16 protein-coding genes are annotated in these 15,450 nt (G+C 38.6%); 14 read left to right on the top strand and 2 right to left on the bottom strand.

The annotated features are described in order from the left end of the window. Nucleotides 1-44: 44 nt before the first annotated feature. Entirely contained in the window at nucleotides 45-1,355 is a 1,311-nt protein-coding gene (locus ABFY81_RS02575) for a peptidylprolyl isomerase (RefSeq protein ID WP_019458981.1), read from the bottom strand. After that, nucleotides 1,355-3,796 (bottom strand): LPS-assembly protein LptD, encoded by a 2,442-nt coding sequence (locus ABFY81_RS02570; RefSeq protein WP_347912965.1) that lies wholly within the window; start codon nucleotides 3,794-3,796, stop codon nucleotides 1,355-1,357. The genes ABFY81_RS02575 and ABFY81_RS02570 overlap by 1 nt, the downstream gene beginning before the upstream one ends. A gap of 120 nt (nucleotides 3,797-3,916) precedes the next feature. Here ABFY81_RS02570 and ABFY81_RS02565 point away from each other — a divergent pair, with 120 nt between their 5' ends. The 14 genes from ABFY81_RS02565 (at nucleotide 3,917) to ABFY81_RS02500 (ending at nucleotide 15,447) form a co-directional block, all read left to right on the top strand. Further along, nucleotides 3,917-4,930, top strand: coding sequence for a phosphotransferase (locus tag ABFY81_RS02565; protein ID WP_347912964.1), 1,014 nt, complete (start codon nucleotides 3,917-3,919; stop codon nucleotides 4,928-4,930). Next, complete coding sequence (murU, locus tag ABFY81_RS02560; RefSeq protein ID WP_308964557.1) at nucleotides 4,930-5,619, top strand: N-acetylmuramate alpha-1-phosphate uridylyltransferase MurU; 690 nt, start codon at nucleotides 4,930-4,932, stop codon at nucleotides 5,617-5,619. The genes ABFY81_RS02565 and murU overlap by 1 nt, the downstream gene beginning before the upstream one ends. A gap of 87 nt (nucleotides 5,620-5,706) precedes the next feature. Continuing rightward, on the top strand, nucleotides 5,707-6,339 hold the full coding sequence (gene rsmG, locus ABFY81_RS02555) for a 16S rRNA (guanine(527)-N(7))-methyltransferase RsmG (protein ID WP_019458985.1): 633 nt from the start codon (nucleotides 5,707-5,709) through the stop codon (nucleotides 6,337-6,339). Between the two features lie 21 nt (nucleotides 6,340-6,360). Further along, nucleotides 6,361-7,143: an AAA family ATPase gene (locus ABFY81_RS02550; RefSeq protein ID WP_004702001.1), complete on the top strand. Its 783-nt coding sequence runs from the start codon at nucleotides 6,361-6,363 to the stop codon at nucleotides 7,141-7,143. Then, the gene (locus ABFY81_RS02545; protein WP_049063485.1) at nucleotides 7,140-8,027 is read left to right on the top strand and encodes a ParB/RepB/Spo0J family partition protein; all 888 of its coding nucleotides are present in this window, start codon (nucleotides 7,140-7,142) and stop codon (nucleotides 8,025-8,027) included. Before ABFY81_RS02550 ends, ABFY81_RS02545 begins: the two co-directional genes overlap by 4 nt. 49 nt (nucleotides 8,028-8,076) lie before the next feature. Further along, nucleotides 8,077-8,712 (top strand): MotA/TolQ/ExbB proton channel family protein, encoded by a 636-nt coding sequence (locus ABFY81_RS02540; RefSeq protein ID WP_004701997.1) that lies wholly within the window; start codon nucleotides 8,077-8,079, stop codon nucleotides 8,710-8,712. Nucleotides 8,713-8,727: 15 nt separating this feature from the next. Further along, nucleotides 8,728-9,156 carry a biopolymer transporter ExbD gene (locus ABFY81_RS02535; protein WP_347912963.1) on the top strand — a complete coding sequence of 143 codons (429 nt, stop codon included), beginning with the start codon at nucleotides 8,728-8,730 and terminating at the stop codon, nucleotides 9,154-9,156. Then, nucleotides 9,153-10,880, top strand: a complete 1,728-nt coding sequence (gene msbA / locus ABFY81_RS02530; RefSeq protein WP_019458988.1) for a lipid A export permease/ATP-binding protein MsbA — start codon at nucleotides 9,153-9,155, stop codon at nucleotides 10,878-10,880. The genes ABFY81_RS02535 and msbA overlap by 4 nt, the downstream gene beginning before the upstream one ends. 2 nt (nucleotides 10,881-10,882) lie before the next feature. Beyond that, nucleotides 10,883-11,893: a tetraacyldisaccharide 4'-kinase gene (lpxK, locus tag ABFY81_RS02525; RefSeq protein ID WP_068934622.1), complete on the top strand. Its 1,011-nt coding sequence runs from the start codon at nucleotides 10,883-10,885 to the stop codon at nucleotides 11,891-11,893. A gap of 9 nt (nucleotides 11,894-11,902) precedes the next feature. Continuing rightward, nucleotides 11,903-12,664 (top strand): 3-deoxy-manno-octulosonate cytidylyltransferase, encoded by a 762-nt coding sequence (kdsB, locus tag ABFY81_RS02520; RefSeq protein ID WP_347912962.1) that lies wholly within the window; start codon nucleotides 11,903-11,905, stop codon nucleotides 12,662-12,664. An 11-nt stretch (nucleotides 12,665-12,675) separates the two neighbouring features. Further along, complete coding sequence (locus tag ABFY81_RS02515) at nucleotides 12,676-13,656, top strand: DNA polymerase III subunit delta' (protein ID WP_347912961.1); 981 nt, start codon at nucleotides 12,676-12,678, stop codon at nucleotides 13,654-13,656. 12 nt (nucleotides 13,657-13,668) lie between these two features. Beyond that, nucleotides 13,669-14,010, top strand: coding sequence for a PilZ domain-containing protein (locus ABFY81_RS02510; protein ID WP_001183024.1), 342 nt, complete (start codon nucleotides 13,669-13,671; stop codon nucleotides 14,008-14,010). Between the two features lie 17 nt (nucleotides 14,011-14,027). Then, nucleotides 14,028-14,801: a TatD family hydrolase gene (locus ABFY81_RS02505; protein WP_077168509.1), complete on the top strand. Its 774-nt coding sequence runs from the start codon at nucleotides 14,028-14,030 to the stop codon at nucleotides 14,799-14,801. Between the two features lie 37 nt (nucleotides 14,802-14,838). After that, complete coding sequence (locus ABFY81_RS02500; protein WP_000375838.1) at nucleotides 14,839-15,447, top strand: TetR/AcrR family transcriptional regulator; 609 nt, start codon at nucleotides 14,839-14,841, stop codon at nucleotides 15,445-15,447. Nucleotides 15,448-15,450: the final 3 nt, after the last annotated feature.

The raw sequence follows: 15,450 nt of genomic DNA, 5'->3' as shown, positions 1-15,450 counted from the left end.
AAAAACCTGTGATAAACACAGGTTTTAATAGCGGCGAAAAGAACTTACTTTGGTAAGTTTTTCTTGTCGAGACTAGGATCTTTAATTTCTACATAGGCATTAGCACGTACTTCACGTAACCAACTATCAACTTCGGTATTGAATTGACGCTCACCTAGAATTTGACGTGCCATACGCTCTTGATATTCATGAGTCATATCTTTTTCGCGTTTGTCTGTCACTTGTAGGATATGCCAACCAAATTGAGTTTGGAAAGGTTCACTAATTTGACCTACAGGAATTTCCTGCATTTTTTTATCAAACTCAGGAACCATCATACCTGGTGTAACCCAGCCTAAACTACCGCCATCACGTGCTGAACCTGTATCGTTTGAATAGGTTGCTGCAAGTGTAGCAAAATCTTGTCCTGCTTTTAATCGCTTGTAAATGCTATCAATAATTTGTTTCGCATTTTCAGGACTAACGACTTCAGACGGTTGAATAAGAATATGGCGAGTTTGATACTGTGTTACTAAAGCTTTTTGTTCATTTTGCTTACGTTCTAAAAGTTTTAGAACATGTACGCCATCACGTACAGAGATTAGATCAGTTGTTTGACCTTCTTGTAGCGGAGTAATGCGCGCAGCAAGTTCAGCTGGAATGTCAGAAAGAGGGCGGAACCCCATATCTGCACCTTCAACTTTCGCACTTGTAGTTGAAAGCTTTTTGAGTGCATTTAAGTCATTACTTTGAGCAAGCTTCGAACGAACTTCTTTGGCTACACTCTGGACTTCTTGAGGGTTGTCCCCAGAAATTCGCATGTGAATTACATGTACTTGATTGCCAAGAGCTGCTTGTCCCTGAGGTGACTTTAAGAAATTGTCTACATCTTGATCGCTAATTTTAATGCGAGACATTACTTGTTGTTGACGTAAGCGATTGATTGCTAAATCTTCACCAATACGGCTACGTAAATTTTCATAAGTACCTGGTGCAATAGCATCTAACTTTTGTTGAAAGGCTTCTAAGCTTTTGCTACCAGATTGATTTGCTACTTTAAGTACAGCTTCATTTAGACTTTTCTCATCAGGCTTAATGCCATAACGTTTTACTTGTTCAAGTTGAGCTTGACGTAAGATAAGTTGATCTAAAACCTGAAACTGTAGGTATTGTTGAGGTGGTACTTCTTTTTTTTGTGCTTGCAATTCGTGGGTGGCTTCAGCCATTCCTTGTTCAAGGTCACTTTTTAAAATTACGCTATTGTCCACAATTGCCACAACTTCATCAGCGGGTTGGGCAAAACTATGCATTGATGAAGATATTAATACAGCAAGGGTTGTTGCTTTAAAAAACTGTTTAAGATGCTTTGTCTTCATTAACGTTGTGTCCAAGATTGATTAATTTTGTTAAAACCTAACACGCGATTTTCGAGTAAAGATGCAAGTTTATTGTTTAAACCGCCTAAACCTTTGAGGGTAATTTCAGCCATGATCGCACGTTTTTCACTAACATTCGAAGCTTTCGGATCATCTAGGTCGTTATAGTAAGAGCGACCATAGACTGAGATACCCCAACAGCATGATTCGTAGTTAACACCGAGTAAAATTTCACGGGCAACATCATTATCGATGTCATATTGTACGTGACCCATAATACGCCAATTGTCTTTAATTGGTTGTATAAACGATGCAACAACTTGATCATAAGTCTCTTGACGACCAGCTATGTCTCTGCGATAGAAGTAACCTAGGTTGTAAAGGTTACCTTTGTCGCCTGTATAGTAAACTTGGAAGTCTCTCTGGGCATTATCACCATTTGACATCCATGCAGAATTGGCAGCAATTGTAAAGTTTTGGTTGAGTTGGCTCGTTAAACTTACAACAGGACCAGTATTACGTTCGGTATCAATATCATCTTGTTCGTTTAAAGTAACACGGCGATCTTCAAAGTAATAACTTTGTCCTACACTTGCACGCAAACGTTCTAAACCTACCGTGTCAAAAAGACTATAACTTACACCTAGTGATAAGAAGTTGTTGTCTTCAAGGCGGTCATGACCATAGAAGCGGTATGGGTTAAAGAGTTGATCGTAATTAACCGATGCTGAAGTTGAGTCGAAGTTTGGATAACTGTCTTGGTTCTTGTAAGGCGCATACGCATAAAATGCACGAGGGGTGATCGTTTGTAGGTATTTACCTTCGCGTTCAAAAGTTAAACCACTGTCCAAAGTAAACTGAGGTACAACAACTGATTTAGATTCCGAGCTTGCGTCTAGACCCTGTGAGGCAATACTGTCCTTATCATAGAATGTCTGGATGGACCGTACAGAAACTTCAGGAATAACAAAGGCTGATGGTGTTCGATAGTTATAACGTGTTGCGAACTGGTTATAAATACGCGTACCACTACTTTCCTGAGCAGAACCGTCATTAATTGATTTTTTAAAGTATGCCGTATCGTTATTAAATTCGTATTGTAATCCCTGTGGGTTACCAGTGACATAATTTAATAAGAATTGTGGTAAACGTGCATAAGGTTTATTTGCATCCAAGATTGTTGGATCTAGTGTTTGGAAGTCTTCAACTTTAAGCTGCGCTTTTAAGCCAGGAATACCGTGCTGATAGTTAAGTTCCCAAGCTCTACGTAAATTTACATCAGTTTTAGAGTTTGGGCTGTTATCTAAATCAGCAAAATAATCTTTATCCGATGCATAACGATATTCAAGATTGGTTGACCACTGATCGTTAATATCCCAGTTATGAAGGAAGTTAAAGTTTTTACGATCTTGATCATCGTATTTTTTATCAGATGGAAGTATACCGCCCCATATTTGACCAGAACCGAAGCCATCAGTTAAATATCTAAACGAACCTTGCAGCATTGCACCACGGTCTGCTAAATAACGTGGAGTCACGGTTGCATCATAATTAGGTGCAAGGTTTAAATAAACAGGTACTGAAAGTTCAACGCCACCATCGTTTGAGAACCCAAACTGAGGGTTGAGGATACCCGTGGTTCGGCGGTCATCGATTGGAAAGTTGAAATATGGAACGGCAATAACTGGAACATCTTTAACATAGATTTTTGTTCCACGCGTAACACCGCGACCAGTTTCCTGATTGAGCTCAATTTTATTGGCTTGGATCTTCCATGCAGGTTTTTGACCTGGAGGGCAAGTGGTATATGTTGCATCGTTAAGAACCATCACATTTGGAGAGGTTTTTTCGATTTTTCCAGCATGACCATGGGCATGTTGTTGTTCAGCAATATAAAAACTATTGTCTAAATTACCAGTCTGAGTCTTTAGATTGTAATCAATTTCGTCACTTTGAGAGAGTAAGCCACCTTGAGCTAACTGTACTCGGCCTTTTGCATGTGCAAATGTTTGAGTTTTATCAATGGTCACTTTGTCGGCACGAACCGTGCGACCTTCTTGATCAATTACCACATTTCCTTCTAACACCGAGTCGCCAGCAGGGTTGTAATGACCATAATCAGCCGTAACGACCGAAGTGGTTTTATCTGCATCTAACGCTTTGGTTTCAGGATTAATAGGGGTAATCCAAGTTCCTTGACAAAATGCCGAACTCAAATATTTATTATTGCGCAACTGCGCCTCAGGTGCAGATTTATCAACATAATATTGTTGAAAGAATTCCTGTCCTGGATAGGCTTCCTTAATACTCGCCTTAAGTTGATTATTGTCTATGTTGGAGACAACATCAGCTGACTCAGCATAACTTGATTGTATGGAGCCACTACATAAGAGCGTAAAAATAGCGGTCGCTAAAGGATTAAATTTAAACTGATGCTTCATTGTCTCATTAACCAAGTATGCTAATTCACAATTAATTATTGTCGCATCATAGAGAAAAAGTTTATAAGTGGCTACACTTAACCCTTCAAAAATCTCAGCTTGTTTTAGATTTTATTGCAAATGAATACACAACGTGAACAATTGATACATACATGGCTTACATCTGTTCTTGAAAATGATCAATTTCAGATCGCTTTTTTAGCAGGTGATGCGAGCTTCCGTCGTTATGCTCGCATTCAGTTACAAAATAAAACATATATGCTTATGGATGCGCCTCCTGAAAAAGAAGACTGTGTTCCGTTTGTGACGATTGACGAATTTTTTGCGGGTAATGGAGTTCGAGTACCCCAAATTATTGCAAAGGATCTTACTCAAGGTTTTCTTTTGTTAGAAGACTTTGGGGATGTGCTGTTATCTACATTATTAAATGATGAAACAGTAGGTCAATATTATGAACAAAGCTTTAAGCAGCTCGTTCATTTGCAATCGATTAATGGCACTGACAATTTTCCAGCTTATTCTTATGAAAAGTTAATGTCAGAAATGCACTTGTTAACAGAGTGGATGTTGCCATCACTTGGGATTCATCCAACGGCTGAGCAAAAGAAAATTATTGATAATGCTTTTGATTTTTTGGCTCAATCAGCACTAGCTCAACCTCAGGTTATTGTACATCGCGATTTTCATAGCCGTAATTTGATGAAGATTGCAAGCGAAGAAGAATTGGGTGTAATCGATTTCCAAGATGCGGTTATTGGAGCTGATACATATGATTTAATCTCCATTACGCGCGATGCATATGTGCAGTGGAATGCTGAGCATGTTTATCAATGGTTTAAAGTTTTCTATGAGCTTTTACCAGCCTCTGCTAAACAAAACCGAAGTTTTGAGCAATTTAAACGTGATGCTGATTTAATGGCAATTCAACGCCATATCAAAATTTTGGGTATTTTTGTCCGCTTATTCGAGCGAGATGGTAAGTCTGGATACTTAAAAGATTTACCGCGAGTGATGTGGTATTTACTTGAGGAAAGTCGTGGTTACGCTGAGCTTGAAGAATTCATGTCATTTGTAAATAAGATGGTGATGCCTAAGTTTATCGAGAAATATGGTAGCTATGAGGTAGCAGCATAATGAAAGCAATGATTCTTGCTGCAGGTTTGGGTAATCGTATGCGTCCACTCACGCTATATACGCCAAAGCCTCTGCTTGAGGTAGGTGGAAAGCCGCTTATTGTATGGCATATTGAGAAACTCAAAAAAACTGGTGTGACTGAAATAGTCATCAATTCGGCGTGGTTGGCTGATAAGCTGATTAGTAGTTTAGGTGATGGTTCTCAATTTGGTGTGGACATCCGTTGGACACGAGAAGAAGAAGGACTTGAAACAGCTGGCGGCATTATTAATGCTTTGCCACTGCTTGGAACGGATCCTTTTATTCTAGTGAATGGTGATGTTTGGACCACGATGGATTTTGAAGCTCTGCGCGATATTAAGCTAAATGATGATTTAGCACACCTTGTATTGGTTGATAATCCTAAACAACATCCTGAAGGCGACTTTACATTATTGGATGGGCGCGCTTTTGCATTTGATCAAGATGTGAAGGGTGAGAATCTAACTTTTAGTGGTGTGTCTGTTATCCATCCTAAGCTTTTTGATGGATTGGAACCTGGTAAACGTCCTTTAGCTCCACTATTGAAGCAATCAATGCAAAATCAAAAGGTATCCGCTGAAAAGCTTAAAGGTGCATGGGTAGATGTAGGGACGCCAGAGCGCTTAATGGAGCTAGATTTGCAAATTCGTGAAGGCTTCTACGATTAACTGCGTAATCCCTAATCGTTAAATAGTGTTCCACGATGCATAAATGGGTATACTTTGTTTTAAATTTTACTTAGATGTTATCTGTTTATGCATCCGTTTTTTCAAGAGTTACAACAGGGTAGTCAAAAATTAGGTTTATCGCTTAGCGATGAAGCTTTGGCGTTATTGTTAAAGTATCAAGATGCTTTGGTACTTTGGAACAAAGCTTATAATCTAACAGCGATTCGTGATCCGAAAGAAATGTTAGTGAAGCATTTGTTGGATAGCCTAAGTATTTTGAAAGACTTACCAGCAGGGCGCTTGCTAGATGTAGGTACAGGTGGTGGCATGCCAGGCATGATCATTGCTTTATGTCAGCCGGAACGTTCTTGTGTATTGCTTGATTCAAATGGTAAGAAAATTCGCTTTTTGAAACAGTTTATTGCTGACCTTAAGCTTAAAAACGTAGTAGCTGTGCAAACACGTGTTGAAAATCAAGAAACAATTGATGAGCTTGGTCAGTTCGATGTGATTACAAGTCGTGCATTTGCATCACTAACTGATTTTGTTGATGCTGCACGTCCATATTTACATGAGCAGAGTATAATTGCTGCAATGAAAGGACTCATTCCATTTGAAGAAATGGAAGAGCTTAAGCAGGAGTTTTCATGTAAAGTGATTGAACTGCATGTACCAAGACTTGATGAACAACGTCATTTACTTTTACTTCAACGAATTTAAATAAAAAGTATTAGGGTTACCATGGCTCAAATTATTGCGATTGCAAACCAAAAAGGTGGTGTTGGTAAAACAACGACTGCAGTAAATCTTGCAGCGTCACTAGCTGTATTGAAGAAACGTGTGTTACTTGTCGATATAGATTCGCAAGGTAATGCAACGATGGGGTCTGGGATTCAAAAGAATGATCTGCTTTATTCAATTACTGATGTTTTATTGGGTGAAGTTCCAATCGAAACAGCAATTCAAAAAGCAGAGGTTGGATATAAGGTTTTAGGCGCGAACCGTGAGCTTTCAGGCGTTGAGCTGGCAATTGCGGAACAAGAAGGACGTGAATTCATTTTAAAGAATGCACTAAATGAAATCAGAAATTCATTTGATTACATTATTGTTGACTGTGCACCTAGCTTAAGTTTAATTACAGTGAATGCCTTGGCGGCGGTAGATAGTGTAATCATTCCTATGCAATGTGAGTACTACGCATTAGAAGGTTTGGCAGATTTAACTCAAACTATCGATCGTATTCAAAAAGCTTTAAATCCTGATTTAGAAATCATTGGTGTGTTACGTACTATGTATGATGCACGTAATGCTTTGACACGTGATGTGTCAGCTGAATTGGAACAGTTTTTTGGTAAAAAACTCTACGATACCGTGATTCCACGTAACGTTCGATTGGCGGAAGCGCCTGCACATGGTTTACCAGTTATCTATTTTGAGAAAAGTTCTAAAGGTGCAGTTGCATACTTAAATCTTGCAGCTGAGATGTTAAAGAAAAGTAAAGTGAAGAAAGGAAGTAAAGTATGAGCATCAAAAAACGCGGATTGGCGAAAGGACGTGGTTTAGATGCATTACTTGGTTCAATTCAAAAAGAAAAATTACAACTCGAAGCCCAAGCGCTTGATCATGGTCAATTAAAGCAAATTGATGTGAATTTGTTGAAACGTGGTGAATATCAGCCACGTCGTTTTATTCATGAACATGATTTGCAAGAGTTAGCATCATCTATTGAAAAGCATGGGGTAATGCAGCCAATCGTTATCCGCCCTGTAGATGATGAAGCTCATCCTTACGAAATCATTGCTGGTGAGCGTCGTTGGCGTGCTGCACAAATTGCCGGTTTAACTGAAATTCCTGCAATTGTTCGTGATTTAAATGACCAAGTTGCCATTGCATTAGCGCTGATTGAAAACATTCAGCGTCAAGATTTAAACCCTATTGATCAAGCCTTAGCATTGCAACGTTTTCATGATGAGTTTGGTTTAAGTCATCAGGAAATCGCTGATACTGTCGGTAAAGCAAGAACAACGGTGAGTAATTTACTGCGTTTATTAAGCTTGGCTGATGATATTAAAGAGTTTATGCAACAGGGCCAGCTTGATATGGGGCATGCTCGTGCCATTTTGACTTTAAAAGGCAAAGAGCAGCTTGAAGTTGCCAAAATTGTTATCGAAAAAGGATTATCTGTTCGTCAGACCGAACAGTTAGTGCGCGATTGGAATGAGCCTAAACAGGAAAAAGAAAAAACTCCTGTTGCACCAGACATTGAGCAATTAACGCAAAAATTATCTGAGCGATTTGGTGCCAATGTTAAAATTGATCATAACCAGAAAGGTAAAGGTAAGCTTGTTATTCATTATCATTCACTCGATGAGTTAGATGGTATTTTGAATATTTGTTTGCCAGAGTAATTCTAAGTTAGGTCATATATTTCTAATTTATATTCTTGGGGAAGAAAATATGTGGGAACTTGTGAAAGCGGGCGGCTGGTTAATGCTGCCTTTAATTTTGTGTTCAATTTTAACGGTCGCTATTAGTATTGAGCGTTTTATACGTTTAAGACGTTCACAAGTTTTGCCCAAATTACTGATGAGTGATGGTAGTGCAGATGTTTCTCATATCATCACAAATTTGGAGCAGGATACTGCTGCCCAAAACACAGCATTAGGAAATATTCTAAAAGCTGGTTTTGAGCATCAGGAGCATGGTGAGCAGTTTGCTCGAGCACAAATGGAAGCAATGGCTTCTCAAGAAATTTCTTATTTAGAAAAAAATATTAATTTCTTGGGAACTTTAAGTGCGATTGCACCATTACTTGGGTTGCTTGGGACAGTTGTAGGGATTATTGAGTCTTTTCTAGTGATTGATTTTGGTTCGGCAGGTAGTCCAAGTCTAATGATTCCGGGTATTTCAAAAGCCCTAATTACGACCGCCGTTGGTATGCTCATTGCAATTCCTGCTCTTATTTCATATCGCTATTTTCAAAGAGTAGTGCAAAACTACATTGCGGAATTAGAGCAGCAGTCTACGCTCTTTCACGCATCACTGTTTTACAAACGCTCTTCTGTTGCTCAAGAACACCGTCGTGTTGGTTGAGGGATAGGGAACAATATGAAGTTTAAACGTTCTCAAGTTGAAGATATTCATATCAATCTGACACCGATGATTGACTGTTTGTTGTTTATTTTAGTGTTTCTATTGTTATCTACTACTTTTAATCAGCCAAGTCGTCTCAATTTAACATTACCAGATGCGCAAGGTGTCCCACCAAAACAGTACGATCATAAAATTGAAGTCGTGGTAGACTCTAGCGGTCATTACGCTGTCAACGGTCAGGCATTGTCTACCAAAGATATAGCAGATTTGAGTAGTGCAATTAAGCAAATTGCTCAAGAGCGCCGTGATTTTATGTTTATCATTGCTGCTGATGCAAAAGCGTCTCATCAGGATGTTATTCGTGTTATGGATGTAGCAGGACAACTCGGTTTTGTTAACATCAATATTAGTACCAAAGTTCCTTCTAGAGGTTTTTCTGAGTGAATCAAGATTTTAAGGTTTATTTGCGTCTCATATCTTATTTAAAACCTTATTGGGGCGTGGCCTTATTAGTTCTTATCGGATTCGGTATGAACTCAGCAACAGAAGTTTCAGTTGCTAAGCTCATTAAATTCATTATTGATGCAATTCAAAATTCGAGTAGAGCGGATCTGGATTGGTTCCCTTTACTAATTATTTTATTAGTATTTTTCCGTGGCCTTGGCCTATTTATGGGTGGCTACTATACTGCTGTTATCTCACGTAGTTTGGTTTTTAGCATTCGACAAGAGGTTTATGCAAAACTTTTAAGATTGCCAGCCCAGTATTATCTCGATAACTCTTCGGGACACATTACAGCCAAAATTATGTATAACGTTGAACAGCTGACGGCTGCTTCATCTGAATCCTTAAAAACCATCGTTCGAGATGGCATGATTACTTTGGGATTGTTAGGTTATTTGTTTTATACAAATTGGCGTTTGACTATTTGTATCATGGTTTTTTTACCGATTATTGGTGTTTTGGTACGTAGAGCATCAAAAAGAATGCGCAAACTTTCACTGCAAGTGCAAGACACTATGGGTGATGTCAACCATGTAGTGCAAGAAAGTATTAGTGGTAGTGCAGTTGTTAAAAGTTTCGCAGGTGAAGAGTCAGAACAAGAGCGTTTTTATAAGTCATCTGAAGAGAATTTAAAACGCGGTTTAAAAATGGTGATTGTACAAAACCTGAATAGCCCTGTTGTTCAAGTGGTTATGGCTTGCGCAATGGCTCTTATTGTATGGTTGGCTTTAAGACCACAAATTTTAGGTAATACAAGTGCTGGTGAGTTTGTCGCGTATATTACAGCGGCTGGTTTACTCTCTAAACCTGTCAAAAACTTAACTGATGTTAATGAGAAGTTGCAGCGTGGTTTGGCGGCAGCACATTCAGTTTTTGAATTATTAGATTTACCTGAAGAAGAAAACAGCGGTCATCTTCAACCTAAGTTGCAAGGTGCAATTCGTTTTGATCATGTTGTACTTAACTATGCTGATGGCACTCAGGCGATTAAAGACTTTTCTTTAGATATCCGCCCAGGCGAAACTGTTGCATTGGTAGGGCGTTCTGGTGCTGGTAAAACCTCTTTAGTGAACATGCTGGTGCGTTTTCAAGAAGTCTCAAGTGGTCAAATTTATTTAGATGATTTACCAATACGTGATATTGAACTTTCAAGTTTGCGCACGCAAATTGCAATGGTAAATCAGCAAGTTGTTTTGTTTAACCGAACAGTACGTGAAAATATCGCTTATGGTCAGTTGCATGATGCAAGTGATGAACAAGTGATAGCCGCAGCGAAAGCTGCTTACGCCCATGATTTTATTATGAACTTACCAAATGGTTACGATACTGTCTTAGGTGCTCAAGGCTTAAACTTGTCTGGTGGTCAACGTCAACGTATAGCAATTGCTCGTGCAATTTTGAAAAATGCGCCAATTCTTATTTTAGATGAAGCGACAAGTGCGCTTGATAATGAATCTGAGCATTTTATTCAACAAGCATTTGATGAAGCGATGCAAGATCGTACAACGATTGTGATTGCGCATCGTTTATCAACAATTGAAAATGCAGACCGTATTGTTGTGTTAGATCGTGGACAAATTGTTGAACAAGGTACTCATCAAGAATTACTTGCTAAACAGGGTGCTTATCATCAATTACATCAGCGTAATTTTGAGGACAACTAAGTATGTCTTTAGCCCAGCTGATACAAAATGCATGGAATAAACAATCAAATTGGTTGGTTGTTTTGCGTCCATTATCATGTTTGTATCGTGTTGGGTTTTTATTGAATCGTCATTTTTATAATTCAGGTTTAAAAAAAATCTATGACGCGCCTGTACCGGTCATGGTGATTGGAAATATTACAGTGGGCGGTAGTGGCAAAACGCCATTATTAATAGAACTGGTTAACTACCTGAAACAACATAACGTAAGAGTAGGGGTAATTAGTCGGGGTTATGGTGGAGCTGGTCCTTTTCCTATGTTGGTGACATCAGCCAGTCAGGCAGCTGAAGCAGGAGATGAACCTGCTTTAATTGTACAGTCAACAGGCGTTCCTATGGCTGTAGGGCCCAATAGACAAGCAGCAATCGAGTTATTATTAGCATCAGCAAAACTAGATTTAATTATTAGTGATGATGGTTTGCAACACTGGGCATTAGGTCGTCAAATAGAATGGATTGTGCTTGATCAAAATCGTGGCCTTGGAAATAGAAAGTTATTACCAGAAGGCTATTTACGTGAACCTGCTGAACGTTTAAAAACTGGTACAGTAATCGAACATGCATTTGCTCCTTCAACAGCAATGCATATGCATTTGGATGCAGGCCAACCTTACTTGTTGAATCCTTCTTCATCAACTGAATTATCATTCAATACTCAAAATAATTACCATGCAGTAGTTGGTATTGGTTTTCCTCAGCGCTTTTACCAAACACTTAAAGGTTTAGGTATAAACCAATTTCAAGAGCATGCTTTTCGTGATCATCATGATTACGTTATTGATGATCTTGTATTTAATGATGACCAACCTATCATTACGACTGAAAAAGATGCGGTTAAGTTGTTACCGTTACTCGAAAAGCATCCAGAATTTAAACGGCCTATTTGGGTCGTACCTGTTAAAGCTGTTTTGTCTGAAGAATGCTATCAGGTTTTAAATCAACAATTGCAAAAGCTTGATATTCAAATATCTTAGGAAGAAAAAATGAAACACATCGTTATTCCAGCACGTTTCTCAAGCTCGCGTTTGCCAGGTAAGCCATTGTTACTTATTCATGATCGTCCTATGATTTTACGCGTAGTAGATCAGGCAAAGAAAGTTGAAGGTTTCGATGATCTGTGTGTAGCAACCGATGATGAGCGTATTGCTGAAATATGCAGTGCAGAGGGTGTCGATGTTGTTTTAACAAGTGCTGACCATCCATCGGGAACAGACCGTTTAAGCGAAGTTGCTCGTATTAAAGGTTGGGATGCGGATGACATTATTGTAAATGTACAAGGTGATGAGCCTTTACTACCAGCTCAACTTGTTCAGCAGGTTGCTAAGCTTCTAGTTGAAAAACCAAATTGCTCAATGTCCACATTATGTGAGCCTATTCATGCTTTAGATGAGTTTCAGCGTGACAGCATTGTGAAAGTGGTCATGTCTAATCAAAATGAAGCTTTGTACTTTAGTCGTGCAACTATTCCTTATGATCGAGATGGTGCTAAACAAGCTGAATCAACTTTACATAGTCAAGCATTTCGTCATTTAGGTTTATACGCTTATCGTGTGAACTTGTTACAAGAATATGTTACATGGGACATGGGTAAACTTGAAAAGCTAGAGAGTCTTGAGCAATTACGTGTTTTAGAAAACGGACATCGTATTGCTATTGCTGTAGCAGAAGCGAATTTACCGCCAGGTGTTGACACCCAAGCAGATCTTGACCGTCTAAATAATATGCCTGTTGAGTCTTTTGAGTAAGTGTTAATTTAATGAATCAGAATGTGACTTCTAAGGTTTATCCGTGGCAACAGACAATGTGGGAAACGTTAACAACACGTTTTCCCAATATTGGGCATGGCTTATTATTTTATGGTAAACAAGGTTGTGGCAAGCATGCTTTTGCTAAGCATTTCTTAGCGTGGGTACTTTGTTTAAATAAACAACCTCACGGTGCTTGTGGTGAATGTAGTAGTTGTCAATGGCTAAAGTCAGATACGCACCCAAACTATGTTCATATCACGACTGATGAAGAAAATAAAAAACAGAATGCAAAAATTAAAATAGAAAAAATTCGAGATCTATTGCCATTTGTCCAGCAAACTGGTGAAGGATGGCGTATTATTGTTATTGAACCAGCCGAAGCTTTAAATCTTGCATCATCAAATGCACTGTTAAAAACTTTAGAAGAACCTGGTGAGCGTGTTGTTTTAATTTTGTTGGCTGATCACTATTTGAAATTACCAGCTACCATTCGAAGTCGTTTACAGCATTTTGCTTTAGACCGTATTTCATATGAGCAGGCAACATCTTATCTAAATGAGCATTTGGCTGAAATTGCGTCAGTGCCACCTGAATTATTGTTAGGTCTTTCTAATGACATGCCTTTGCAAGCAGTCGAAATTGCCACTAGCGATTGGTTTGCGAAAAGACAGTCCTTTTTAGAAGACTGGACTAAGGTAGTTAATCAAAAAAACATGCCTTTATTTTATTCGGCTAAGTGGCAGAAAGAGCTCAACTTTAGTGATTTTATGATGCTTCTTGAGTACTTGTTGGGGGATTTAATTTGTGTCAAGCTGAACCAGCCGCAGAAAAATATTGATTTACAATTTGATCAATTGGCACAAAACTATAATTTAGAAAGCTTATTCAGTCTTTATGAGGAATTACAGCAATCTAAAAGATTGGTTGAACAAAATGTACAAACACAACTCATCACAGATCAACTTTTTATAAAATTAATGAACGTTTAAGGGGAAACTATAATGCAGCCACAAATGGGTGGAATTATTCAGGTCAATATTCCTGATAGAGCAACCTTACAAGCAAGCTATATGGGGTATGTGCAAGGTGGGGGCTTATTTGTGCCATCAAAGCAAAAAGTGAAGATGGGTCAAGAAATTTTTATTTTAGCTACGTTACCAGAACAATCACAAAAAATTCCTTTAACTGGTAAAGTAGTGTGGATTTCACATAAGCAAAGTGGTTTTAAGCCTCAAGGCTTTGCAATTCAATTGAGTGGAGATAAAGGTATTTACTATAAAGCTGAGGCTGAACGGATTTTAGCTGGTAGTATGTCTTTAGATCGTCCAAGTTATACCATGTAAGCAGATAGGAAAGTACAGTGTTTGTTGATACCCATTGCCATTTAACAATGTTGGATTTAACACCTTATAACGGTGATTTAGATCTTGCACTTGCTGCTGCACGAGCAGAAGGTGTCTCTAAGTTTATGGCAATTTCAGTTGACCTTGATGATCATATTGCTTTAGCTGAAATCGCAAAGCGTCATGAAGATGTTGGGTATACTGTGGGTGTACATCCTTGTGAGGATGTAGATACCATGGCCCGAGCAACGACTGAGTATTTAACTGAGTTAGCCCAATCAGAAAAAGTGTGGGCTTTAGGTGAAACAGGTTTAGATTATTACCACAGCACTGACTTTATTAATGAGCAAAAGGCTTGTTTTGCTCGGCATATTCAAGCCTCTAAAAATGTCAAAAAGCCAGTAGTTGTTCATACACGTTCAGCCAAACATGACACGGTGGATATTATTCGAGCTGAACAATCTACACATGGTATTTTGCACTGTTTTACTGAAGACTGGGAAACAGCAAAAGCCGTATTAGACTGCGGTTACTATATTTCCTTTTCAGGGATTGTTTCATTTAAAAATGCGCAAGATCTACGAGATGTTGCCAAGCAAGTCCCTTTAGATCGACTTTTAATTGAAACAGATAGTCCTTATTTGGCTCCAGTACCATATCGTGGTAAAACAAATGAACCAAAATACGTACCCTATGTAGCGAAAGCACTTAGTGATGTATATGATAAGTCGGTTGAGGAAATTGCAAGAATCACTTCTCAAAATTTTGAAAATTTACTCAAAGCGATTTAACTTATAGAAACTATATAAAGAGAGTAATTGCGTGAAGATGGACCGTCAAGCTCAGTTCCGAGCAAGAGAAGCTTTAATATTTCAAGTTGCGGAACAGTTGTTGTTAGAAAATGGCGAAGCCGGAATGACACTTGATGTGCTGGCTGCTGAGCTTGATTTGGCAAAAGGTACTTTGTATAAACATTTTCAAAGTAAAGATGAATTGTACATGCTGTTAATTATTCGTAATGAGCGCATGCTACTTGAAATGGTTCAAGACACTGAAAAAGCTTTTCCAGAGCATTTGGCTTTCTTTATGTTGCACCATTTGCACCATCCAGAACGAACTGTATTGTTTCATCAAATTGAAGAAAAGCTTTCGATTACTGCTCAAGGTGTACACCATCTTTTTAATGAGTTGTATCAGGTAAGAAAACAACGCTTACGTATCATTATTCGTATGACTGATCATTATTTGGAGTCAATTCAAAGTCATATGACTACGCGCGATTACTTGGCTTCAATCTGGTCGCTCACTCATGGAGCTGCGGCAATTCTGAACTCAAGTTTTTACCAACGTTATTTGGGTTCAAGAGATACTTTAAGAGTAGCTTATATTGATCAGGCATTGGCCTTACCTAAACAAGCAGTTGAGCAATACGCTTAATAG

The organism is Acinetobacter sp. WA-87 (assembly GCF_039938935.1).
Classification (GTDB): Bacteria; Pseudomonadota; Gammaproteobacteria; order Pseudomonadales; family Moraxellaceae; genus Acinetobacter; species Acinetobacter seifertii.
This window is presented reverse-complemented; position numbering and strand designations above follow the sequence as displayed.

Bases quoted from the DNA above. Each gene is read 5' to 3' on its own strand.
- ABFY81_RS02575 (WP_019458981.1), bottom strand. From the start codon at position 1,355: ATGAAGACAAAGCATCTTAAACAGTTTTTTAAAGCAACAACCCTTGCT.
- ABFY81_RS02570 (WP_347912965.1), bottom strand. From the start codon at position 3,796: ATGAAGCATCAGTTTAAATTTAATCCTTTAGCGACCGCTATTTTTACG.
- ABFY81_RS02565 (WP_347912964.1), top strand. From the start codon at position 3,917: ATGAATACACAACGTGAACAATTGATACATACATGGCTTACATCTGTT.
- murU (WP_308964557.1), top strand. From the start codon at position 4,930: ATGAAAGCAATGATTCTTGCTGCAGGTTTGGGTAATCGTATGCGTCCA.
- rsmG (WP_019458985.1), top strand. From the start codon at position 5,707: ATGCATCCGTTTTTTCAAGAGTTACAACAGGGTAGTCAAAAATTAGGT.
- ABFY81_RS02550 (WP_004702001.1), top strand. From the start codon at position 6,361: ATGGCTCAAATTATTGCGATTGCAAACCAAAAAGGTGGTGTTGGTAAA.
- ABFY81_RS02545 (WP_049063485.1), top strand. From the start codon at position 7,140: ATGAGCATCAAAAAACGCGGATTGGCGAAAGGACGTGGTTTAGATGCA.
- ABFY81_RS02540 (WP_004701997.1), top strand. From the start codon at position 8,077: ATGTGGGAACTTGTGAAAGCGGGCGGCTGGTTAATGCTGCCTTTAATT.
- ABFY81_RS02535 (WP_347912963.1), top strand. From the start codon at position 8,728: ATGAAGTTTAAACGTTCTCAAGTTGAAGATATTCATATCAATCTGACA.
- lpxK (WP_068934622.1), top strand. From the start codon at position 10,883: ATGTCTTTAGCCCAGCTGATACAAAATGCATGGAATAAACAATCAAAT.
- kdsB (WP_347912962.1), top strand. From the start codon at position 11,903: ATGAAACACATCGTTATTCCAGCACGTTTCTCAAGCTCGCGTTTGCCA.
- ABFY81_RS02515 (WP_347912961.1), top strand. From the start codon at position 12,676: ATGAATCAGAATGTGACTTCTAAGGTTTATCCGTGGCAACAGACAATG.
- ABFY81_RS02510 (WP_001183024.1), top strand. From the start codon at position 13,669: ATGCAGCCACAAATGGGTGGAATTATTCAGGTCAATATTCCTGATAGA.
- ABFY81_RS02500 (WP_000375838.1), top strand. From the start codon at position 14,839: ATGGACCGTCAAGCTCAGTTCCGAGCAAGAGAAGCTTTAATATTTCAA.